A 21,841-nucleotide genomic window follows, 5' to 3' on the forward strand; every position below is an offset into this window, starting at 1 on the left:
CGATTCCTTATTTCAGCGGCGAGTTCTTACGCTCGATGCTGTAGCGCTCCAGCTCTTTGTATGGCACCACTTTGCTTTTCTTCTTGCGCACGTCGACCACGGTCATGCGGTCGGTACAGGAGTAGCACGGGTCGAGGCTGCCGATAATCAGCGGCGCGTCGGAGACGGTATTGCCGCGCAGCATATAGCGCAGGGTCGGCCAGTTGGCGTAGGTCGCCGCCCGGCAGCGCCAGCGGTACAGCTTCTGGTTGTCGCCGGTCATGCTCCAGTGGATATCATCCCCGCGCGGCGCTTCCGAGAAGCCGAGCGCGAAGCGGTGCGGAATATAGGTGAAGCCTTCCACCATCAGCGGGCCGCCCGGCAGGTTATCGAGGCCGAAGTCGATCATGTTCAGCGCGGTGTAAACTTCGTTGATGCGCACCTTGAGGCGCGAGATGACATCGCAGCCCTGCTCGCTGTGCACTTCCATCGGCAACAGGCCGTAGCCGACAAACGGGTGGTCGGCGCGGGTATCACGGGCGTGGCCGCTGGCGCGCACCATCGGGCCAACGTTGCTGAAGTCGCGGGCGATTTGTGGGTCGAGACGACCAATACCCACGGTACGCTGCTCCATATTCGGCGTGCTGAGCAGCATATCCACCAGCTCCTGCACGTCGCGGCGCATCTGCTGCGCCAGCTGGCGGGTCTGGATCATGTCCTCTTTCAGCAGATCGCGACGAATGCCGCCAATCAGGTTCAGGCCGTAGGTTTTACGCGCCCCGGTAAGAATTTCCGCCATCTTCATTGAGGTTTCGCGCACGCGGAAGAATTGCATAAACCCGGAGTCGAAGCCGGTAAAGTGGCAGGCGAGTCCGAGGTTCAGCAGGTGCGAGTGCAGGCGCTCCACCTCCAGCAGAATGGCGCGGATCATTTGCGCGCGCTCCGGCACCACAATGCCCATCGCGTTCTCCACCGAGGTGGTGTAGGCGGTGCTGTGGGCGAAGCCGCAGATACCGCACACGCGGTCCGACAGGAAGGTGACTTCGTTGTAGCCCATCCGGGTTTCCGCCAGCTTTTCCATCCCGCGATGGACGTAGAACAGGCGGTAGTCGGCATCGATAATATTTTCGCCGTCAACGAACAGGCGGAAGTGGCCCGGTTCGTCGGAGGTGACATGCAGCGGGCCAATCGGCACCACGTTGTTTTTCTTGCTGCCCAGCTCGTTGATAAACTCGTAGGTTTCCGCGTCGGTGGTCGGCGCCGGACGCTGGCGGTAGTCCATGCTGTCTTTACGCAGCGGATAGAGTTCATCCGGCCAGTCGTCCGGCAGCACCAGCCGGCGCTCGTCCGGCAGACCGACCGGGATCAGACCGTACATATCGCGCACTTCGCGCTCGCCCCACACGGCGGCAGGCACGCGCGGCGTCACCGACGGATACTCGGGTTTATTGGCGTCCACTTCCACGCGCACGGTGATCCAGCACTTCGTGCCCTGCTCCATCGACAGCACGTAGTAGACGGCGTAGTGGCCGTTGAGCTTGCGTTCGTCGTTGCCGAACAGCACCGACAGCCAGCCGCCCTGCTTGTAGTACAGGAACTCGACCACTTCCGGCAGGTAGTTGACCTTTACCGTGACCGTCAACTGGTCTTTGGTCTGCCAGGCTTCATCCAGCACCACGCCCGGAAAGGCCTGATGCAGCGCGGCAAGATAGTGTTGACCGATTTTTTCTTCAGACATGCTCAAACTCTCTTAAATCACGCCACCAGCAAGGAGACGAAGGCTAAAAAGGCAAAACCAAACCCGGCCCAGGTGACGCGGGAGGTGGCGCAAAAGCGCAGACGCGCCATGCTGTTTTCGAACAGCGCAATCACCAGCACGCCAAGCACCAGCTTGATGACGGCAACCACCAGCGCCAGCAGCAGACCGCCGACGCTAAAGCTGGTCATCTGTCCCCACGGGATAAATACGCCGACGAACATTTGCAGGACCACCAGCTGTTTGAGGCTAATGCCCCACTTCAGCACGCCGAAGCCGCTGCCGCTGTATTCCGAGAGCGGGCCTTCCTGAAGCTCCTGCTCCGCTTCCGCCAGGTCGAACGGCAGCTTGCCCATTTCGATAAAAGTGGCGAAGGCGCAGGCGCACAGCGCCAGAATTAGCGGAAGAGTGCGGGCGACAGGCCAGTGGTAAATGGTGTCGGTGATGCTGCTGATATGGGTGGAACCGGCGACCTGCGCCGCGACCCACAGGCCGAGCAGCAGGATAGGCTCCACCAGCACGCCGAGCATCGCTTCGCGGCTGGCACCGATAGCGGTAAAAGGGCTGCCGGTATCAAGGCCGGAAATAGCGAAGAAGAAGCGGGCGATAGCGAACAGGTAGATCAGGGTGATCAGGTCGCCCAGCCCGGACATCGGTGAATCAACGGTCACCACCGGCAGCGCGGTGGCGATGGTCAGCATCACGCCGACCATCACGTACGGCGTCAGGCGGAAGACCCAGCCGGAGGCGTCCGGGCCAACGCTCTGGCGCCCCAGCAGTTTCACGATATCCCGGTACTCCTGCAGCACGCCCGGACCGCGGCGGTTATGCAGACGCGCGCGGGCGACGCGGGTCACCCCGGACAACAGCGGCGCGGCGGCGAACAGCACCAGCGCCTGCAGCAATGCAATTAATACGCTCATTCTCAGGCTCCTCGGGAAATCACAATCACCACCAGTACCGCCAGCTCAACCAGCGCCACGCCGCGAAACAGCGCAGGCGCGGAGGCGCTCTGCCAGCCGGGCACCAGGCGCACCGGATTCAGCCAGTGGCGAAGCTTGAGGATCGGCGCAAAGGCTTCTTTCACCGGCATGGCGAAACCGTGGGCGGTCACCACCATGGATTTCTCATGGTCGTAGCCGCAGACCCAGGCCGCGCCGCGGGAGCGCGCCGGCAGGCGATCGCCCTTAAAGAAGATCATCAGCAGCAGCGGCAGCAGCGGGCAGGCGATCAGCAGAATGGCGATCAGCGGCTGAGACACCACGCTGGAGACCTCCGCCTGCACCGGAAACGCCCCGCTCACCAGCGGCAGCAGCCACGGCGCGGCAACCCCGCCAATCACGCAGCAGACGGCGGCCAGCACCACGCTAAAGGTCATCAGCCCCGGCGCGCAGGTGGCGTTTTCCGCCTCTTTGCTACGCGGCGCGCCGAGGAAGGTGACGCCGTAGACTTTCGCCATACACATCACCGCCAGGGCGCCGGTAATCGCCAGGCCCACCGCCAGCAACGGTCCGAGCAGGCGACCAACAAACGCGTCGCCGGTGCTTAGCTTGAAGAAGGACTGATAGATCACCCACTCCCCGGCGAAGCCGTTCAGCGGCGGTAGCGCGGCCATCGCCATCAGGCCCACCAGCATGGAGAGCGAAATCAGCGGCATTTTCTTGCCGATGCCGCCGAGCTTCTCGATATCGCGATGACCGGTACGGAACCACACCGCCCCCGCGCCGAGGAACAGGGTGGTTTTAAACAGGCTATGGTTGATCAGGTGATACATGCCGCCGATAAAACCCAGCACCATCAGAGTCGGGTTATGGGTCGCCACGCCGGTGACGAACGCCCCGAGGCCGAGCAGGATAATGCCGATGTTTTCCAGAGTGTGGTACGCCAGCAGGCGCTGAATATTGTGCTCCATCAGGGCGTACAGTCCGCCGACGAAGGCGGTGATCATGCCCAGCACCAGCAGCATTACCCCCCACCACAGCGGCGGTACGCTACCGGCCAGCGACACCGTCAGGATGCCGTAGAGACCGACTTTCATCACCACCGTGGAAAACAGCGCGGCGGCTGGCGCGCTGGCGCCGGCGTGAGCCTGCGGCGCCCAGCCGTGCAGCGGAATGACCCCAGCCAGCAGCGCAAAACCAACCAGGCCCGGCAGCCACAGCAGCGCGTTCTGCGGCGCCGCCATCGCCTGTTGGGTAATCTGCGCCAGCTCAAGGGTGCCGTAGGACGACCAGACCAGCCAGCAGCTCCACGCCATCAGCAGCGTACCCAGACGCCCCAGCGCAAACCACAGCTTGCCGGACTGCGCGCAGCCGGTAAGAAACGCGGCGCAGAGCGCCATAATCTCCGCCATCACCACCAGCGCGCCGAAGTTCGTCACCACCACCGCGCAGGTCGCAGCGGCCAGCAACAGGTTCACCAGCAGGCCGTTCGCTTTGACCTGCGGATGGCGATGCCAGGCGATATTGAACAGCGAAATCGGCAGCGCCGAGAGGCCGATCGCCAACAGCCACAGCGCGTTGACGCCGCCCACGCGCAGGGTCAGGTGCAGCATCTGCAGCATACCGCCGTTGACGCGCTCCGGCATTAGCAGCGCCGTTCCGCCCGCCAGCACCAGCATCGCGCTGGCGACCGCGCCGCCGATCCCGGCGATCGCCCCGCTCAGCGGTTTGCGCAGGGCGAACAGAAACGCCAGCACCGCGCTGGCGGCGTACCAGGCCACCGCCTGATTCACTAAGGAAATCACACTCATTTCACGTCCCCTTGTTGCGCCTGGAACAGCGACAGATCGCCGAGATCGGTATTAAAGGTCAGCTGCCGCTTACGCTTGCTGGCCTGGGCGATATCGCGGATATCCACCAGCAGCAGCGCGTTAGTCGGGCAGGTGCGAACGCACGCCGGGCCCTGCTCGTCGAAGTGGCACAGGTCGCATTTGACGGCGATGGCGCGCACGCCCGGCACCCAGTCGAGCAGCGAGCTGACGCGGGCCGGCGCCGGCGGCGCGGCGGGGGCCAGGGGGGTATTGGCGTTAGCCGGCATATCCAGCGGACGGCTGCCGGAAAACTCAATGGCGCCGAACGGACAGGCGATGCCGCACAGCTTGCAGCTTACGCACAGGCTCTCATTGAGCTGCACCGCGCCATCGACGCGATTAATGGCGTTAACCGGGCAGACGGCGGCGCAGGGCGCATCTTCACATTGGTGGCACATCTGCGGCGCGGATTCTTTTTCATTGCGCATTAAATGCAGCCGGGGCATGGCTTGCAGGCCATGCTGGCGGTGAGTCTCAGCGCAGGCGGCTTCGCAGGTGCGACAGCCGATACAGACGGTGGAGTCAGCAATTACAAAACGGTTCACCGGGTCATCCTCAGGTGAAAGTCATTTTTGACGAAAACAGGTTGCGCAGGTGTCAGCTTCGACACTTGTCGACACCTGACGATTAACGGGCCAGCGTCAGGTGGCTTAAATCCACCGGCTGGTCTTGTTCGATAGCCTCGTAGAGACGGTCGTAAACGCTGGCGATAGTCGCCAGATAGTGCTCGAGAACCTGCTCGCGATCGCGGTTGCTGATCCGGCCATCGATAGTGCCATCCGCGCCCAGCGTGGCCTGAGCGATCAGATGCCTGTCGTCGCCGTTTTTGGTTTCCACGTAATACTCGATGGTGTGGCTGTTAAACCCTTCCGCCAGCGCGACGTAGACCTGAAAATGGCCAAACAGTACGAAGCACAGTTCTTTATCCGGCGCGCAGCTCATGGCGTGATGCAGACGCGCTTTCGACAGGGTTATTCCCTGTACCAGCGAGTTGCAATAGGTGTGCCACTGCTCCTGATGCTGGCGGTGACGATCGGCGATGTAGTCCGCCTTTTCACTTAATTCCCAAATAGTCATCCCGGATCCCCCGTTGTATGAGATTCACCGGTTAAGCACTTTTCATGCCAATATTTAATTAGTTGATTTTAAAATAATTTATTAAATACCGGTCGGCAGAAAGACATGTCGATGACGATGTCTGACGCGCGTCATCGACATTTTCGTGACATTACTTGTGACCTGGCATCGTTATTGCATTAAAGGGCCATCGCGATACGGAGGCACCATGCACGAAATCACCCTTAGCCAGCGGGCGCTGGAAATTATCGAACAGCAGGCGCAGCAGGCCGGCGCGCGTCGGGTCACCGGCGTGTGGCTGAAGGTCGGGGCGTTTTCCTGCGTGGAGGCCAGCGCGCTGACCTTCTGCTTTGAGCTGGTGTGCCGCGGCACGCTGGCGGAAGGCTGCGAGCTGCATATCGCCGAACAACAGGCTGAATGCTGGTGTGAAACCTGCCAGCAGTACGTGCATCTCATCTCGCAGCACGTGCGCCGCTGCCCGCAGTGTCAGAGCGACCGGCTGCAAATCGTGGCGGATGACGGCTTACAGATTCAGCGACTAGAAGTGGAGTAATAAGATTATGTGTACAACCTGCGGCTGCGGTGAAGGCAACCTTTATATAGAAGGCGATGAGCATAACCCGCATTCGGCGTTTCGCAGCGCCCCCTTCGCGCCCGCCCCGCGCCGGATGATGAACATTACCGGCGTGAAAACCGATAACTTTTCCCCTACCCGCTCGGCGGTGGGCGACCTGCACTACGGTCACGGCGAGGCGGGTACCCACGCGCCGGGCCAGAGCCAGCGGCGGATGCTGGAAGTGGAAATCGACGTGCTGGATAAAAACAACCGTCTGGCCGCCCGCAACCGCGCGCGCTTCGCCGCTAAAAACCAGCTGGTGCTGAACCTGGTCTCCAGCCCCGGCTCCGGCAAAACTACCCTGCTGACGGAAACCCTGCTGCGGCTGAAAGCGAAAACCGCCTGCGCGGTGATTGAAGGCGATCAGCAAACGGTGAACGACGCCGCGCGCATCCGCGCCACCGGCACACCTGCTATTCAGGTCAACACCGGCAAAGGCTGCCATCTCGACGCGCAAATGATCGCCGACGCCGCGCCGCGCCTGCCGCTGAATGACCGTGGGATCCTGTTTATCGAAAATGTCGGCAACCTGGTGTGCCCGGCGAGCTTTGACCTCGGCGAACGTCATAAAGTGGCAGTACTGTCGGTCACCGAAGGCGAAGACAAACCGCTGAAATATCCGCATATGTTCGCCGCCGCCAGCCTGATGGTGCTTAACAAGATCGACCTGCTGCCGTATCTCAACTTTGACGTGGAGAAGTGTCTGGCCTGCGCCCGCGAGGTGAACCCGGATATTGACATCATCCTGCTCTCCGCCACCAGCGGCGAAGGCATGGACCAGTGGCTTAGCTGGCTGGAGACGCAACAATGTGCATAGGCATTCCCGGACAAATCTGCGCCATTGACGGCAATCTGGCGAAGGTAGAAGTGTGCGGCATTCAGCGCGAAGTCGACCTGACCCTGGTGGGCGCGGTCGACGATCGCGGCCAGCCGCGTCTCGGCCAGTGGGTGCTGGTCCACGTGGGTTTCGCCATGAGCGTCATCAACGAAGCCGAAGCCCGCGACACCCTCGAAGCGCTGCAAAATATGTTTGAAGTCGAGCCGGACGTCGGCGCGCTGCTGTACGGCGAGGAGCGGTAAATGCGTTATGTCGATGAATACCGCGCCCCGGAACAGGTGATGCAGCTGGTGGAACATCTCCGGCAGCGCGCACGCCTTCTACCGCATACCGCCGACCGTCCGCTGCGCATTATGGAAGTGTGCGGCGGCCATACCCACGCCATTTTTAAATTTGGCCTCGACCAGCTGCTGCCGGAAAATATCGAGTTTATTCACGGGCCCGGCTGCCCGGTGTGCGTGCTGCCGATGGGACGCATTGACGCCTGTATCGATATCGCCAGCCGTCCGGGGGTGATTTTCTGCACCTTTGGCGACGCCATACGCGTGCCGGGAAAAAACGGCTCGCTGCTGCAGGCGAAATCGCGCGGCGCCGACGTCCGCATCGTCTATTCACCGATGGATGCCCTTAAGCTGGCGCAGCAGAACCCCGAGCGTGAAGTAGTGTTCTTCGGACTCGGTTTTGAAACGACGATGCCCGCCACCGCCCTGACCCTGCGTCAGGCCCGCGAGCGCGGCGTCGCCAACTTCTACTTTTTCTGCCAGCACATCACCCTGCTGCCGACCCTGCGCAGCCTGCTCGACCAGCCGGATAACGGTATCGACGCGTTTCTCGCCCCCGGTCACGTCAGCATGGTAATTGGCACCGACGCCTACGGTTTTATCGCCAGCGACTATCATCGTCCTTTGGTGGTGGCAGGATTCGAACCGCTTGATCTACTGCAAGGCGCGGTGATGCTGGTTGAGCAGACAATAGCGCGGCACAGCAACGTGGAGAACCAGTATCGCCGGGTGGTGCCCGATGCGGGCAATCCGCTGGCGCAGTCGGCCATCGCCGAGGTGTTTTGCCTTAGCGGCGATAGCGAGTGGCGCGGGCTGGGGGTGATTAGCGACTCCGGCGTGCATCTGACGACGGCATACCAGCGTTTCGACGCCGAGGCGCATTTCCGCCCGGCGCCGCAGCGGGTCAGCGACGACCCTCGCGCCCGCTGCGGCGAGGTGCTGACCGGCCGCTGTAAGCCGCACCAGTGCCCGTTGTTCGGCAAGACCTGCAACCCGCAGAGCGCGTTCGGCGCGCTGATGGTCTCATCGGAAGGCGCCTGCGCCGCCTGGTATCAATATCGCAGTCAGGAAATCGAAGCATGAAAAGCGTTCAGTTAGCCCACGGTAGCGGCGGTCAGGCGATGCAGCAGCTGATCGGCGACCTGTTTATGCAGGCTTTCGCCAACCCCTGGCTGGCGGAGCAGGAAGATCAGGCGCGTCTCGATCTCGCTCAGCTTAGCGCGCAGGGCGACAGGCTCGCCTTCTCCACCGACAGCTACGTTATCGATCCGCTGTTTTTCCCCGGCGGTAATATCGGCAAGCTGGCGGTGTGCGGTACGGCGAACGATGTAGCGGTGAGCGGCGCGCTGCCGCGCTATCTCTCCTGCGGGTTTATTCTCGAAGAGGGGCTGGAGATGGCCACCCTCGAAGCGGTGGTGAACAGCATGGCGCAGACCGCCCGGGAGGCCGGTATCGCCATTGTTACCGGCGATACCAAAGTGGTGCCGCGCGGGGCGGCGGATAAGCTGTTTATCAATACCGCCGGGATCGGCGTGATCCCCACCGGTATTCGCTGGGGGGCGCAGCAGATTAGCGCCGGCGACGTGCTGCTGGTCAGCGGTACGCTTGGCGATCACGGGGCGACGATTCTTAACCTGCGCGAGCAGATGGGGCTGGACGGCGCGCTGTCCAGCGACTGCGCGGTGCTGACGCCCTTGATTCAGACGCTGCGCGACGTCGCTGGCGTGAAAGCCCTGCGCGATGCCACCCGCGGCGGGGTTAACGCGGTGGCCCACGAGTTCGCCGCCGCCAGCGGCTGCGGGATTGAGCTGCATGAGAATAAGCTGCCGGTGAACGAGACCGTGCGCGGCGTCTGCGAGCTGCTGGGGCTGGACGCGCTTAATTTTGCCAACGAAGGCAAGCTGTTGATCGCCGTCGCCCGCGAGGCGGCGGAAAGCGTACTTGCGCATTTACGGTCCCATCCGTTAGGCCGCGATGCGGCGATAATCGGCGAGGTCGTGCCGCGCGCGGGCGTGCGCTCCATCGGCCTGTACGGCGTCAAACGTACGCTGGATCTTCCTCACGCCGAGCCGCTGCCGAGAATTTGTTAACGGTGCGGGACCCCGGATTGCGGCTAACGCCTTATCCGGGCTACAAAACTGCGCACACCTGTAGCCCGGCTAAGCGCAGCGCGAGCCGGGCAAAACCAGCATGATTATCCCGCCCAAACCCGCGGGCAACCGCGGATGGGTGGACGGCGGTAACAACCGCTTTATAAACAGACTATTATTTGTGTCATCACTTTCTTCTGCGCCGCTTTGCGGCGCTTTTGGACTTAAGCAATGTCGTATACACCGATGGGCGATCTTGGGCAGCAGGGTCTGTTTGATATCACCCGCATTTTATTACAGCAGCCGGATCTGGCCGCGCTGAGCGAGACGCTGACCGGCCTGGTGCAGCAGTCCGCGCTCGCCGACCGGGCGGCGATTATTCTGTGGCATTCCGGCAACCATCGCGCGACAAGGCACGCCTGCGACGATGCCGGACATCCGGTGAGCTACGAAGATGAAACCGTCCTCGCCAACGGCCCGGTTCGACGCCTGCTGTCCCGACCGGATGCGCTGCATTGCGATCGCGCCACCTTTGCCGAGACATGGCCGCAGCTCGCCCGAAGCGGACTCTATCCCACCTTTGGCTATTACTGCCTGCTGCCGCTGGCGGCGGAAGGCCGCATCTTCGGCGGCTGCGAATTTATTCGCGACGACAACCGCCCATGGACTGAAAAAGAGTACCAGCGGCTACACACTTTTACGCAAATCGTCGCCGTGGTCACCGAGCAGATCCAGAGCCGGGTCAGCAACAACGTCGATTACGACCTGCTGTGCCACGAGCGCGATAACTTCCGCATCCTCGTGGCGATCACCAACGCCGTGCTCTCGCGGCTGGATATCGACGAGCTGGTCAGCGAAGTGGCCAAAGAGATCCACCGCTACTTCCGCATCGACGCCATCAGCGTGGTGCTGCGCAGCAACCGCAAAGGCAAGCTCAACATCTACTCCACCCACTACCTCGACGCCAGCCATCCGGTGCACGACCAGAGCGAAGTGGATGAAGCCGGCACCCTGACCGAGCGGGTCTTCAAAAGCAAAGAGATGCTGCTGCTCAATCTGCACGAGCATGATCCGCTGGCGCCGTACGAAAAAATGCTTTTCGAGATGTGGGATAACAAAATTCAGACCCTGTGCCTGCTGCCGTTAATGTCCGGCAATACCCTGCTCGGGGTGCTAAAACTGGCGCAGTGCGATGAGAAAGTCTTCACCACCACCAACCTTAAGCTGCTGCGGCAAATCGCCGAGCGCGTCTCGATTGCCATCGACAACGCCCTCGCCTACCGCGAAATTCAGCGCCTGAAAGAGCGGCTGGTCGATGAGAACCTCGCCCTGACCGAACAGCTCAACAACGTGGAGAGCGAGTTTGGCGAAATCATTGGCCGCAGCGAGGCGATGAACAGCGTGCTCAAGCAGGTGGAGATGGTGGCGCAGAGCGACAGCACGGTGCTGATCCTCGGCGAAACCGGCACCGGTAAGGAGCTGATTGCCCGCGCTATTCATAATCTGAGCGGCCGCAATAGCCGGCGGATGGTCAAAATGAACTGCGCGGCGATGCCCGCCGGGCTGCTGGAAAGCGACCTGTTTGGCCACGAGCGCGGCGCCTTCACCGGCGCCAGCGCCCAGCGTATCGGCCGTTTCGAACTGGCGGACAAAAGCTCGCTTTTCCTTGATGAAGTGGGCGATATGCCGGTTGAGCTACAGCCCAAGCTGCTGCGCGTGTTGCAGGAGCAGGAGTTCGAGCGTCTCGGCAGCAATAAGCTGATTCATACCGACGTGCGCCTGATCGCCGCGACCAACCGCGATCTTAAGCAGATGGTTGCCGATCGCGAATTTCGCAGCGATCTCTACTATCGGCTGAACGTTTTTCCGATCCACCTGCCGCCGCTGCGCGAGCGTCCGGACGATATTCCGCTACTGGTGAAGGCCTTCACCTTTAAAATCGCCCGCCGTCTGGGACGCAATATCGACAGCATTCCGGCGGAAACGCTGCGCCTTCTCAGCCGCATGGAGTGGCCGGGCAACGTGCGTGAACTGGAAAACGTCATTGAGCGCGCGGTGCTGCTGACCCGCGGCAGCGTGCTGCAGCTCTCCTTGCCGGAAATGAGCATCGAGCCGGAGCCGCTGGCGGCGGAAGTATTGCCGGAGGAAGGCGAAGATGAATACCAGCTGATTGTCCGGGTGCTGAAAGAGAGCAACGGCGTGGTCGCCGGACCGAAGGGCGCGGCCCAGCGCCTGGGGTTAAAGCGCACTACTCTGCTTTCGCGCATGAAACGCTTGGGTATTCATAAAGACCAGCTGCAGTAGGCACATCTTCAGAACGCTGTTTCATTTTGATTTTAATGAAACAGCGTTCTGTGAGACAACTCGCGTTACCCGCCGCTCATCAATGATAAATAAGCCTTTTCCTTAATGGAGATGCTTATGACGCGTTTACCTCTGGCCGCCGCCATCGCTTTGCTTTTCTCTTCTCAGGCTGCATTTTCCTCTCTGCCCACCTTTTCTGTCTGGCCCGGCGGTGAAGCGCCCGGCGCGAAAGACAGCCCGGCGAGCGAATCGCTGGTGGAGCGCAGCAAAGACCCCTCGCTGCCCGATCGCGCGGTCACCGGCGTTCGCGCTCCGACAATTACCGTTTACGCGCCGGAGAAGCCCAACGGTATCGCGCTGCTGGTGACGCCGGGCGGCTCTTATCAGCGGGTGGTGCTGGATAAAGAGGGCAGCGATCTTGCCCCGGTGTTTAACGCCCGGGGCTATACCCTGTTTGTGATGACCTACCGGATGCCCGCGGACGGTCATGCGGAGGGCAGCGATGCGCCTCTGGCCGATGCCCAGCGCGCGCTGCGTACCCTGCGGGCACGGGCCGCCGAGTGGCGTATCGATCCGCAAAAAATCGGAATTATGGGCTTTTCCGCCGGCGGACACGTGGCGGCCAGCCTGGAGACCCGTTTTAGCGAACCGGCTTACGCCGCCGTGGATGTTATCGACCAGCAGAGCGCGCGGCCGGATTTCGCGGTGCTCGGCTATCCGGTTATTTCTATGGTTCCGGCGATTGCCCATCCCGGATCGCGCAAGGCGTTGATTGGCGAAACGCCGACGGCAGAGCGGCAGCGTCGTTATTCACCAGAACAGAACGTCACGCCGCAGACGCCGCCGACCTTTATTTTTCACGCAGTGGACGATCCTTCCGTGCCGGTGGATAACGCGCTGGTGATGTTTAACGCCCTGCGCGCGCAGCAGGTGCCGACCGAGCTGCATCTGTTCGCCGAGGGGAAACACGGGTTTGGCATCCGTGGGACAACGGGCCTGCCCGCCGCCGAGTGGCCGCAGCTGGCGATGAACTGGATAGCCTCGCTGGCGGAAATAAAAAAATAGCGCCGATAACCCCCGGCTCGCGGTTGACGCCTTAGCCGGGCTACCTGTCCGCAAACTGCGGTGACCCGTAGCCCCGGTAAGGCGTCAGCCGCCACCGGGGAGATCATCTGAAGCCCCTGTAGGTATGACTTCCCGGAGGCGATACTGCACATCAGTCCGGGCTACAAGTTCGTGTGGTTTGGTAGCCCGGACAGGCGCGCCAAACGCCGCCTCCGGGGGATTTTGCCGAGCTATTTATCAGAACTGAAGCCGTTGCTGGTCGCCAGTTCGGCAAACCACAGCGCGTTGCGCTTTATCTGCCGCTCTCCGGTTTGCAGGTCGAGCCGCCAGAAACCGTAGCGGCGCTTGAACGAGTTAATCCATGACCAGTTATCGATAAAGGTCCACTGATGCACACCAAAGCAGTTCGCGCCGTCGGCTATCGCGCGGTGCAGCTGCACCAGATGCTCTTCCATCAGGCCGATGCGGAACGAATCGTCAATGACCCCGTCTTCGCCCGGTTCGCCTTCCGACTCAATATCCATCGCAATACCGATTTCCGCGAGGAACCACTTTATATTGCCGTAGTTATCGCGAATATTGGCGGCAATGTCATAAATCGCCTGCGGCAGAATCTCATTATTATCGCGATAAGGATTAAAGCGCCCTTCTGGATTCACATAGTTTTCGAAATAGAACTCCGGGGTGAAATAGTCCAGCGTATAGTCGCTTTCGCGCGCCTTCACCCGCCGCGGAACGTAATAGTTAACGCCGAGAAAATCGACGCGCGATCCGGTAATCAGCTCCACGTCGGCTTTTGTCACCTCAGGCAGGCAGTCGCGCGCGGCCAGAATTTCGCACAACTCTTTCGGGAACTGATGCTTCACTAGCGGATCGAGAAAGCTGCGGTTGAAGAACAGATCCGCATACCACGCCGCTTTTTTATCCTCCGCACTGTCGTTGCGGGTATAGGACGGCGTCAGATTCAGCACCACGCCAATCTCGCTTTCCAGCGCCAGCGCGCGAAACTCGCGCACCGCTTTAGCGTGGGCCAGCATAATGTTAAACGCCACCTGCGCCGCCAGCCTGCCGTCTTTCTTGCAGGGATAGTGGAAGTCGTACAGATAGCCGCCCTCAACCGGCACAATCGGCTCGTTGAAGGTGATCCAGTATTTCACTTTGTGACCAAACAGCTCGAATGCGGTGCGGGCAAAACGCGCGAAGAGATCCGTCACGTGCGCCGACTCAAAGCCGCCGTACTGCTTTTGCAGCGCTTCCGGCATGTCGAAGTGGTAGAGGTTAATCATCGGTTCAATGCCGTTTTCGATCATCTCATCAAGGTAGGCATGATAGAAACGCACCGCGTCCGCATTGGGCGCGCCGGTTTCGAAGTCATCAATCAGCCGCGACCACTGAATCGACGTGCGGAAGGAGTTGAACCCGGTCCGCTTCATCAACGCCACGTCCTGGGGATACTGATGATAGGTGTCGCAAACGGTTTGCGGTCCAATCTGCTGATAAAAACGTTCCGGCTGTTCGGCAAACCAACTATCCCAAATAGAACGGTGCGGCTTGTTGCTTATCCCTTCCGTTTGCGGGCCGGATGCCGCCGCGCCCCAAAAAAAGCCTTCCGGAAACTGATACCGGGTCATAACGCCTCCTGTAAGTTAAAAAAGGCCGCACCCAACGGGCGCAGCCAATAAGCACTACTCTGTAACCACTTCAATCGATTTGATAAACATGTAGCCCCAGTCGCCGGCGAATTTACCGAAGTCGATGCGGTTATCGCCGGCCTTCAGCTCAACCGGCACCAGCAGCTGCTGGCCCTGTTCATCGGTCTGCGGGAACTCAACCGCGATTGGCGCGCCGTCGTTGACGATAAACGAGTTTTTCTTGCCGCCCCATTTGCCGCTGAACGTCACCCGCAGCTGATACTTGCCGGCCCACGGCGCGGAAACCTGCCAGCTCACCTTATCGCCGTCGTTGGCGAACGGCCCGAGGAAGCCGTCTTCGTCAATCGTCAGCGCGTCTTTCTCGCTTTTCGCCGCCGCAATTTTGCCATTGGTCACGTTCAATACCCCGCCGCCAAAACGGCAGTAGTCGGCGGGGACTTTACCGACGGCTTCCGTCACCGTGACCTTAACGGTTTTGCTGCTTTTGAGCAGACCGTCATCGGCACTAAAGGTCAGCGCGTATTCACCGGGGGCGCTGAACCAGGCGCGGGTTTCGGCTTTATCCGTCGCGCAAAAATGAGCCTGCGCGCTGCCGCCGTTGCTCCAGTTCACCTTTACGTCGCGGTCCGGGAGCCCGTCATCGCGCCAGCTCGCGCTCAGCTGCACGCCCTGATCCTGGCTGGTGGTAAGCCTCTCCGCCAGCGTGACTTCCGGCGCCTGATTCGCCTGAGTATGCTTCACGCTAATCACGTTCGAAGGCGCTGAGCTGCCGCTCTCGTTTTTAGCGATGACGCGGTAATAGTAGGTATTCCCCAGCCGCAGACTGCGATAGTCATCGCGGAACAGATCCATCGTCTGCGGATTCCATTCGTTAACGCCGTCGGAAATGTCGCGCCCCACCACCTTCCACGGCCCGGATGCCGAATCGGCGCGCTCAACATCGTAGGCGCGCCCTACCGCCGCCCCCAGCCAGTTGATCGCAAAAGGTGAATCCGTCGCCCGCAGCGTCGGCGCATCCGGCTTCGGCAGCGGCGGCGCTTTCTCCAGCCCGGTCATCTGCGCCGCGGCGGTGCGCACCAGGTCGACCACTTCCATCTCCTGATTGGCCTTACCATCCACCGGGAAGCCCGGCAGATGGTAGCTGTAGTGGCCGGTGGACTCTTTATGCCAGTAGAAGCCGCCGTCGTGACGATGACCGCGGAAGCCCCAGATTAAACCGCCCGCCGCCTGCGCGCCGTTGACTTCGCTATGGACGATCGACTGCATAATGGCGTTAAGCTGCTGCGCGTCCAGCAGGCCGAATTCGCCCACCATATAGACTTTCTTACCCGCTGCCGCCGTCAGGTCTTTTTTCACCTGATCGGGATGGTTGTTATCGGCATTGGTGTAGTAGTGGTTGCTGACGATATCGACATGGGGATCGTTAAGCGCAAACCCGTTAATTTTCTTGTAGGTGCCATCGACCACCAGCTGATGCGGCGCCCACTTTTTGATCCACGCGGCGGTCTGTTGAAGAAACGCCGCGTTGGTGTCTTCCAGTTCGTTGCCGGTCTCCCAGGCCATAATCGCTTTTTCGTCGTAATAAGGACGACCGGTCACGCTGTTGGTACGGGTGATGACCTGGCGAATCACGTCCAGATAGGCCTTGAAGGTTTTACTGTCGGTACGGTAAAAATCCTCCGGCTTTTCGTAGTAGAACGCCGCCAGCTGCTCGCGACCGCCCCACCACCACCAGTGATCGATAAACGGCAGGATCAGGCGCAGCCCCTGTTTGTCCGCCTCGGCGATCATGTTGTCGTATACCCGCATTGCCTTTTCATTCAGGCGCGGCATGCCGTCGGCGGTTTCCGGGGCCAGAATATGGGTTTCGCGACCGCAGGCCTCGTCAAACGCCTGCTGCACCGAGAGCACGTATACCCGCTGCGCCCTGGCGCCGGTTTGCACCAGCGCCTTAATCCAGTTTTCCTGCTCTTCCGCCGTCGGCCAGCGGAAATATTGCCCCCAGCCGCGCGAGTCGGCCTTGCAGGTACCGCGCGCATCGTCCTCAATACGGTGCAGCTCCGGCGCGTGGATGCCCGCAAAGCGGAAAACCTTGTCGCCGTCTTTTAGCGTCGCACCGTCGCGGGTAATAAAGTGTTCAAAGTGCGAGCGCTCTGCGGCCATCGCTCCTGCGCTTCCCAGCGCCGAAAGCAGCGCGACGAGCATCAGTTTTGTCACCGGCTTAATCATCGTTATCTCTCCTTAGAACCAGACTTCGGCCTGCACGCCAAAGTTCAGCGTGTCGGTGTCGCCGCTGCGCGAGTAGCCGCCTGCGGAAATAGTATTGGTGTCCCAGTTATAGTTGCCGTCCAGCGCGTCGGACACGCCTTTATCCCACTTCGCGTAAGTGACGAAGAAGCGCAGCTGCGGGCGGGTCCAGAAGCCGGAATCAAAGGTCAGGGTCGGCGCGATGGTCACTTTCGTCAGGCCGCCTTTGCCTTTACCGTCCACGCCTTTGTAGTTTTTATCGTCGAGATATTCGTAGCCCAGCTCGTACTGCATGGCGAAGTTTTTGGTGATCTGCTGATACGGGCGGATCCCCGCCACCCAGCTGGTGCGTCCCCAGCCGTTGGCATCTTCCGTCCACCAGCGGTAGTTTTTGTCTTTCTGATAGTAGGCAAACGTGGAGATTTCCCAGTCGCCGAGCGAGGCCATGTTATCCAGCACCACGCGCCAGGACTGGGTATCGTCGAGGTTTGCCCAGCCCCAGCCGTTTTTCCCCAGCGAGTCTCCCGCCGCCAGACCGCGCCCGTACTGGAAGACCACGCGAGAGTAGCCGCCGGTCAGGCCGTAAAAGCCGTCAAAGTTGTAGACGCCGGTCACGCCGTAGCCCTTTTCCGCCGAGGTCGGGTGCTTCTCGTTGCGGTTCATATGATGGCCAATCAGCTCAAGGTCGAAGCCGGTGCCGCCGATCTTTTTCAGCCACAGATTGAGCGAGTAGTCATCCGGATAGCCCTGATCGCCTTTGTCGACCGGGTAGGCTTTGGTTTCGTCGGTTGGCGAGAAGGCGTATACCCCGGCATCGAAGCGCGCGAAGCCGAGATCCATATTGTCGAAGCCCCCGCCGGTGCCGTTGTACTGAATGTACTCCCAGTCGAACTGGTGGCTGGAGGTGTTGGAGCTACTGTAGCGCTTACCGGCCCAGAAGGTCATTTCCGGGGCGAAGTCGAGGTTTGACAGTTCGGCAAAACCTTCACGGAACTGCACATCATGCCCGTCGTCGTCCTGACAGTTCCAGTCGGAGGTGCATTTCGACTGATGGGTAATGTTGGCCTGGACTTTAGCCACCACGCCGCTGTCCGAGGTTAACGTCACCGTCGGGATCAGTTCGATCTTGGTATCCTCTTCGTTGCCCAGACGCCACTTGCCGTCCGGCATCAGGCCAACCGAGTCGGCGCGGTTGCCGTCGGCGTTGGCGAGGATCCCTGAACGGATATAGCCGTGGAGCATAAAATCGTACTTCGGATCGGCGATGGCGCAGTCGCTCATCACCGCAAGGGCGAGTAAAGACAGAGGTATTGAATGATTTAGCCTGATCATTTTTATTCCTTGGTTATTTTTTTATTAACACTGCCTGAGAACGGGAGGAAATTTACGGATCAAAAATGGAAATGTACATCCGTTAAAGGAAAGCGCTTTCCGTAATTGCCGGATGAGTTCACAATTTTAACGAGAGCGGGCGAATATTTGTGATGAGGTTCACATAATCTGGCAGATATAAAAAAGCCCGCACGCGGCGGGCTGTGGCAGGCAGGCGAAAAGCTTAGCGTTCGGCGTCGGCGAGCTGCCGTTCATAGACCTTGAAGAACGGACGATAGAGCATCCAGGCATTAAAAATGGCGAACAGGCACATGCAGAGGTTTTTCCAGCTGCCGTTAGCTGACCACGCCGCGCCGAGCGGCGCCGGCATCGACCACGGCAGCATCGCCACCGCCCGATCGAGAATCCCCAGCTGGGTTAAATACCATGCTATACAAGCATTTATCAGCGGAACAAACAGAAACGGCAGCAGAAAGACCGGGTTCATGATAATCGGAAAGCCAAACAGTATCGGCTCATTAATGTTAAACAGCGAGGGTAGCAAGCCAATTTTCCCCACGCTTTTCAGCTGCCGCGAACGGCTGCGCATCGCCATAAACACCAGCGGTAAAGTGGAGCCGATGCCGCCGATCAGCAGGTAAAAATCCCAGAACCCCTGCAGGTAAATATGCGGCAGCGTGGCGGAACCGGCGGCCAGCGCCTGCTGGTTTTCAAACAGATAGGTCATCCAGAACGGGTTCATAATCCCGGTGATAATCAGCGCGCCGTGAATGCCGACAAACCAAAGCAGGTTACAGATAAATAAAGAAATTAATACCGCGGTTAAGGTGTCGGACGCCACCACCAGCGGCCGCACCGCTTCGCTAATCAGCTCCGGTAAAATGCGCCCGGTACTCTGCAGCAGCAGCGCGTTGATGACGCTGATGGAGAGCATCACCACCAGCAGCGGGATCAGCAGCTGAAAGCCGTTGCGGGTCATCACCGGCACCTCTTCCGGCAGGCGGATGCACCAGCCTTTCTTGTAGAAGAAGCGCACGATCTCAATGGAGTAAGTACTTGAAATCAGAGCGGTAAAAATCCCCATCCCGCCGAGGAAAATATTGGTCGCGCCGTTGCCGCGAAACCCGATAAACAGCAAGAACGCCAGGCAGCCGGTCAGCCCGCAGAGCCGCTCAGGCAGCCGGTACTGCTTGGCAAGACTGGCGCTGGCGCCGAAGGCCACAATCAGCGCCACTAGCCCGATGGTCAGTTCGAAGGTCGGCAGCAGAATGGGCAGTAGCTGGAAATAGAACTGGCCGAAAAACGATGCGCCGTCGATGGAAACGGGCGGAAACAAAATCGGCACCAGCAAACTTCCGACAATCACAAACGGCATCGCAAGCGCAAAGCTGTCGCGCATCGCCGTGATGTGGTTATTGCGCGTCAGAACGTTGGCCAGCGGCGCCAGCCGCTGCTCGATGATATCGACGACAACATTCATCAACTGAATGTTCATAGTCCTGCCTTATAGGAATAGTTTATCGCCAGGATGATCGCGCACTCCCGGATAAAGTAAAAGCCCGCCATAGGTGATCGTTGTCACAATAAATAAATCCACAAACGGAAAGCGCTTTCCGTTTTATATCCATTATGACTATAGTCGGCGCATCCATCTCATCAGGAGCGATATATGAAAAAGATAATGTTGTGCTGTTCCGCGGGCATGTCCACCAGCCTGCTGGTGAAAAAAATGATCGCCGAAGCCGAGCAGCGCGGTCTGCCGGTGGAGATCAACGCCTTCGGCGTCGCGGAATTCGATCAACAGGTCGGCCATTACCAGGTGGTCCTGCTGGGGCCGCAGGTGAAATACATGCAGAAAGATCTGCAAAAGCAGGCTGATAAATACGGTATCCGCGTGGAACCCATCAACATGATGGATTACGGCATGCAGAAAGGCGGCGCCGTACTCGATTTCGCGCTTTCCCTTATCGATAACAAAAACTAAGGAAAGATCATGAGCTCTCTGTACGCGAAGCTGATCGCCGTGATTGAACAGAAGATCACGCCTATGGCGGGTGCGATTGGCCAGCAAAAATACGTCACCTCCATCCGCGACGGTTTTATTACCGCCCTGCCCTTTATGATCGTCGGATCGTTTTTGCTGGTCTTTATTTTCCCGCCGTTTTCTCCGGATACGACGTGGGGATTTGCCCGCGCCTGGCTGCAATTTTCTCTCGATCATCGCGATGCGCTGATGCTGCCGTTTAACTTCAGCATGGGGGTAATGACGCTGTTTATCGCCGTCGGGATCGCCGCCAGCCTGGCGAAACACCACAATCTGGATTCGCTGACCGCCGGAATGCTGTCGCTGATGTCGTTTCTGCTGGTGGCCGCGCCGCTGAAGGATGGCCAGATCTCCACCGCCTACTTCTCCGGCCAGGGGATCTTCACCGCGATTCTGGTGGCGATTTATTCCACCGAACTGTACGCCTTCCTCAAGCGTCACAACATTACCATTCGTCTGCCGCCGGAAGTCCCGGCGGGCGTGGCGCGCTCGTTTGAAATCCTGATCCCGGTGCTGGCGATCGTGCTGACGCTGCATCCGCTGAATCTGTTTATCGAAGCGCAGCTGGGGATGATTATCCCGGAAGCGATCATGTCGCTGGTGAAACCGCTGGTGGCGGCCTCCGATACCCTACCGGCGATCCTGCTGTCGGTGCTGGTGTGCCAGGTGCTGTGGTTTGCCGGGATCCACGGGGCGCTGATCGTCACCGGGATTATGAATCCGTTCTGGATGGCGAACCTGTCGATCAACCAGGCGGCAATGGCCGCAGGCACCGCGATCCCGCATATCTACGTCCAGGGCTTCTGGGATCACTACCTGCTGATCGGCGGCGTCGGATCCACCCTGCCGCTGGCTTTGATGCTGCTGCGCAGCAAGGCCGTGCACCTGCGAACGATTGGCCGGATGGGCGTGGTACCGGGCGTATTTAACATCAACGAGCCGATTCTGTTTGGCGCGCCGATCATCATGAACCCGCTATTCTTCCTGCCGTTCGTGCTGGTGCCGATGATCAACGCGACCCTGGCCTACTTTGCGCTGAAGCTGGACCTGGTGAGCCGCGTGGTGTCGATGACGCCGTGGACGACGCCCGCCCCTATCGGCGCCTCGTGGGCGGCGAACTGGAGCTTTAGCCCGGTGATCATGTGCCTGATTTGTATGGCAACGGCGATGGTGATGTACCTGCCGTTCCTCAAGGCCTACGAAAAACAGCTGCTGGAGCAGGAACACGCTAACGCGGCCGCCCAGGCCGAAAGCGCGCCGCAGTCCGCATAATTCATACTATTCATAGGGTTATCATGGAATTAGAAGAACAGGTGATGGGTATCATCATCAACGCCGGCCAGTCGCGTAGCCTGTGCTACGAAGCGCTGAGCTGCGCTAAAGCGGGGGATTTCGCCGCCGCCGACGAAAAAATGAAAGAAGCGGCGCATTTCGCCCGCGAGGCGCATCGGGTGCAGACCCAGCTGATTGAGGCCGACGAGGGAGAGGGTAAAACCAAAATGACCCTGGTGATGGTTCACGCTCAGGATCATCTGATGACCTCGATTCTGGCGAAAGAGCTGATCGGCGAACTGATCGCCATTTACCGCTCGCGACCGCTGCACGCGTAGAGTTCCTCCTCTCCAGGAGTGAGGAGATGACCTGGCCCGGGTAAGGCGTTTACGCCGCGACCCGGGAAAACGGTAAATGCTCATGTCACCTCGCTGACTTCCCGGCTCGCGCTGCGCTTAGCCGGGCTACCTGGACTG

At 59.9% G+C, this 21,841-nt stretch carries 19 protein-coding genes; 10 read left to right on the forward strand and 9 right to left on the reverse strand.

Features of this window, described 5'->3' with window-relative positions:
• Positions 1-7: 7 nt before the first annotated feature.
• From hycE to hycA, 5 genes are all read right to left on the reverse strand, one after another.
• Entirely contained in the window at positions 8-1,717 is a 1,710-nt protein-coding gene (gene hycE / locus KCG39_RS12670) for a formate hydrogenlyase subunit HycE (RefSeq protein ID WP_004124089.1), read from the reverse strand.
• Positions 1,718-1,734: 17 nt separating this feature from the next.
• Positions 1,735-2,658, reverse strand: a complete 924-nt coding sequence (locus KCG39_RS12675; RefSeq protein ID WP_004124092.1) for a respiratory chain complex I subunit 1 family protein — start codon at positions 2,656-2,658, stop codon at positions 1,735-1,737.
• Between the two features lie 2 nt (positions 2,659-2,660).
• Positions 2,661-4,487, reverse strand: coding sequence for a formate hydrogenlyase subunit 3 (gene hycC, locus KCG39_RS12680; protein ID WP_087829800.1), 1,827 nt, complete (start codon positions 4,485-4,487; stop codon positions 2,661-2,663).
• Positions 4,484-5,092 carry a 4Fe-4S dicluster domain-containing protein gene (locus KCG39_RS12685; protein WP_004124097.1) on the reverse strand — a complete coding sequence of 203 codons (609 nt, stop codon included), beginning with the start codon at positions 5,090-5,092 and terminating at the stop codon, positions 4,484-4,486. Before KCG39_RS12685 ends, hycC begins: the two co-directional genes overlap by 4 nt.
• Positions 5,093-5,174: 82 nt before the next feature.
• A complete protein-coding gene (hycA, locus tag KCG39_RS12690) occupies positions 5,175-5,624 on the reverse strand; it encodes a formate hydrogenlyase regulator HycA (protein WP_004124100.1) in 450 nt (149 codons plus the stop codon).
• Between the two features lie 208 nt (positions 5,625-5,832).
• Here hycA and hypA point away from each other — a divergent pair, with 208 nt between their 5' ends.
• The 7 genes from hypA (at position 5,833) to KCG39_RS12725 (ending at position 12,818) form a co-directional block, all read left to right on the forward strand.
• On the forward strand, positions 5,833-6,177 hold the full coding sequence (gene hypA / locus KCG39_RS12695; RefSeq protein WP_004124103.1) for a hydrogenase maturation nickel metallochaperone HypA: 345 nt from the start codon (positions 5,833-5,835) through the stop codon (positions 6,175-6,177).
• 7 nt (positions 6,178-6,184) lie between these two features.
• Positions 6,185-7,057: a hydrogenase nickel incorporation protein HypB gene (gene hypB / locus KCG39_RS12700; protein ID WP_004124116.1), complete on the forward strand. Its 873-nt coding sequence runs from the start codon at positions 6,185-6,187 to the stop codon at positions 7,055-7,057.
• Positions 7,048-7,320: a HypC/HybG/HupF family hydrogenase formation chaperone gene (locus KCG39_RS12705; protein WP_004104861.1), complete on the forward strand. Its 273-nt coding sequence runs from the start codon at positions 7,048-7,050 to the stop codon at positions 7,318-7,320. Before hypB ends, KCG39_RS12705 begins: the two co-directional genes overlap by 10 nt.
• Positions 7,321-8,442: a hydrogenase formation protein HypD gene (hypD, locus tag KCG39_RS12710; RefSeq protein WP_112167322.1), complete on the forward strand. Its 1,122-nt coding sequence runs from the start codon at positions 7,321-7,323 to the stop codon at positions 8,440-8,442.
• Positions 8,439-9,449, forward strand: coding sequence for a hydrogenase expression/formation protein HypE (hypE, locus tag KCG39_RS12715; protein WP_004124137.1), 1,011 nt, complete (start codon positions 8,439-8,441; stop codon positions 9,447-9,449). Before hypD ends, hypE begins: the two co-directional genes overlap by 4 nt.
• Before the next feature lie 231 nt (positions 9,450-9,680).
• The gene (gene flhA, locus KCG39_RS12720; protein WP_004124140.1) at positions 9,681-11,753 is read left to right on the forward strand and encodes a formate hydrogenlyase transcriptional activator FlhA; all 2,073 of its coding nucleotides are present in this window, start codon (positions 9,681-9,683) and stop codon (positions 11,751-11,753) included.
• Positions 11,754-11,870: 117 nt separating this feature from the next.
• The gene (locus tag KCG39_RS12725; protein WP_112167323.1) at positions 11,871-12,818 is read left to right on the forward strand and encodes an alpha/beta hydrolase; all 948 of its coding nucleotides are present in this window, start codon (positions 11,871-11,873) and stop codon (positions 12,816-12,818) included.
• Positions 12,819-13,048: 230 nt separating this feature from the next.
• Here the strand turns inward: KCG39_RS12725 and KCG39_RS12730 are convergent, their stop codons facing one another.
• From KCG39_RS12730 to KCG39_RS12745, 4 genes are all read right to left on the reverse strand, one after another.
• Positions 13,049-14,449, reverse strand: a complete 1,401-nt coding sequence (locus tag KCG39_RS12730; RefSeq protein ID WP_112167325.1) for a glycoside hydrolase family 1 protein — start codon at positions 14,447-14,449, stop codon at positions 13,049-13,051.
• A gap of 54 nt (positions 14,450-14,503) precedes the next feature.
• Positions 14,504-16,699 (reverse strand): CBM35 domain-containing protein, encoded by a 2,196-nt coding sequence (locus KCG39_RS12735; protein WP_112167326.1) that lies wholly within the window; start codon positions 16,697-16,699, stop codon positions 14,504-14,506.
• Positions 16,700-16,711: 12 nt separating this feature from the next.
• Positions 16,712-18,049 carry a maltoporin gene (locus KCG39_RS12740; protein ID WP_004124149.1) on the reverse strand — a complete coding sequence of 446 codons (1,338 nt, stop codon included), beginning with the start codon at positions 18,047-18,049 and terminating at the stop codon, positions 16,712-16,714.
• 223 nt (positions 18,050-18,272) lie between these two features.
• Positions 18,273-19,544 carry a PTS sugar transporter subunit IIC gene (locus tag KCG39_RS12745; RefSeq protein WP_112167328.1) on the reverse strand — a complete coding sequence of 424 codons (1,272 nt, stop codon included), beginning with the start codon at positions 19,542-19,544 and terminating at the stop codon, positions 18,273-18,275.
• Positions 19,545-19,718: 174 nt separating this feature from the next.
• Here KCG39_RS12745 and KCG39_RS12750 point away from each other — a divergent pair, with 174 nt between their 5' ends.
• From KCG39_RS12750 to KCG39_RS12760, 3 genes are read left to right on the forward strand one after another with little or no spacing between them, the layout of a single operon-like run.
• Positions 19,719-20,033: a PTS sugar transporter subunit IIB gene (locus tag KCG39_RS12750; RefSeq protein ID WP_004104871.1), complete on the forward strand. Its 315-nt coding sequence runs from the start codon at positions 19,719-19,721 to the stop codon at positions 20,031-20,033.
• Between the two features lie 9 nt (positions 20,034-20,042).
• Positions 20,043-21,365, forward strand: coding sequence for a PTS cellobiose transporter subunit IIC (locus tag KCG39_RS12755; RefSeq protein ID WP_004134311.1), 1,323 nt, complete (start codon positions 20,043-20,045; stop codon positions 21,363-21,365).
• Between the two features lie 23 nt (positions 21,366-21,388).
• Entirely contained in the window at positions 21,389-21,703 is a 315-nt protein-coding gene (locus KCG39_RS12760; RefSeq protein WP_004104873.1) for a PTS lactose/cellobiose transporter subunit IIA, read from the forward strand.
• Positions 21,704-21,841: the final 138 nt, after the last annotated feature.

The sequence above is a fragment of the Klebsiella pasteurii genome (assembly GCF_018139045.1).
In the GTDB taxonomy this organism is placed as follows: domain Bacteria; phylum Pseudomonadota; class Gammaproteobacteria; order Enterobacterales; family Enterobacteriaceae; genus Klebsiella; species Klebsiella grimontii.

What these genes read in the sequence shown, in the direction of transcription:
- KCG39_RS12735 (WP_112167326.1), bottom strand. Translation starts at nt 16,699, where the DNA reads ATGATTAAGCCGGTGACAAAACTGATGCTCGTCGCGCTGCTTTCGGCG.
- hycA (WP_004124100.1), bottom strand. Translation starts at nt 5,624, where the DNA reads ATGACTATTTGGGAATTAAGTGAAAAGGCGGACTACATCGCCGATCGT.
- flhA (WP_004124140.1), top strand. Translation starts at nt 9,681, where the DNA reads ATGTCGTATACACCGATGGGCGATCTTGGGCAGCAGGGTCTGTTTGAT.
- KCG39_RS12705 (WP_004104861.1), top strand. Translation starts at nt 7,048, where the DNA reads ATGTGCATAGGCATTCCCGGACAAATCTGCGCCATTGACGGCAATCTG.
- hypD (WP_112167322.1), top strand. Translation starts at nt 7,321, where the DNA reads ATGCGTTATGTCGATGAATACCGCGCCCCGGAACAGGTGATGCAGCTG.
- KCG39_RS12750 (WP_004104871.1), top strand. Translation starts at nt 19,719, where the DNA reads ATGAAAAAGATAATGTTGTGCTGTTCCGCGGGCATGTCCACCAGCCTG.
- hycC (WP_087829800.1), bottom strand. Translation starts at nt 4,487, where the DNA reads ATGAGTGTGATTTCCTTAGTGAATCAGGCGGTGGCCTGGTACGCCGCC.
- hycE (WP_004124089.1), bottom strand. Translation starts at nt 1,717, where the DNA reads ATGTCTGAAGAAAAAATCGGTCAACACTATCTTGCCGCGCTGCATCAG.
- hypA (WP_004124103.1), top strand. Translation starts at nt 5,833, where the DNA reads ATGCACGAAATCACCCTTAGCCAGCGGGCGCTGGAAATTATCGAACAG.
- hypE (WP_004124137.1), top strand. Translation starts at nt 8,439, where the DNA reads ATGAAAAGCGTTCAGTTAGCCCACGGTAGCGGCGGTCAGGCGATGCAG.
- KCG39_RS12730 (WP_112167325.1), bottom strand. Translation starts at nt 14,449, where the DNA reads ATGACCCGGTATCAGTTTCCGGAAGGCTTTTTTTGGGGCGCGGCGGCA.
- KCG39_RS12740 (WP_004124149.1), bottom strand. Translation starts at nt 18,049, where the DNA reads ATGATCAGGCTAAATCATTCAATACCTCTGTCTTTACTCGCCCTTGCG.
- hypB (WP_004124116.1), top strand. Translation starts at nt 6,185, where the DNA reads ATGTGTACAACCTGCGGCTGCGGTGAAGGCAACCTTTATATAGAAGGC.
- KCG39_RS12745 (WP_112167328.1), bottom strand. Translation starts at nt 19,544, where the DNA reads ATGAACATTCAGTTGATGAATGTTGTCGTCGATATCATCGAGCAGCGG.
- KCG39_RS12755 (WP_004134311.1), top strand. Translation starts at nt 20,043, where the DNA reads ATGAGCTCTCTGTACGCGAAGCTGATCGCCGTGATTGAACAGAAGATC.
- KCG39_RS12725 (WP_112167323.1), top strand. Translation starts at nt 11,871, where the DNA reads ATGACGCGTTTACCTCTGGCCGCCGCCATCGCTTTGCTTTTCTCTTCT.
- KCG39_RS12675 (WP_004124092.1), bottom strand. Translation starts at nt 2,658, where the DNA reads ATGAGCGTATTAATTGCATTGCTGCAGGCGCTGGTGCTGTTCGCCGCC.
- KCG39_RS12760 (WP_004104873.1), top strand. Translation starts at nt 21,389, where the DNA reads ATGGAATTAGAAGAACAGGTGATGGGTATCATCATCAACGCCGGCCAG.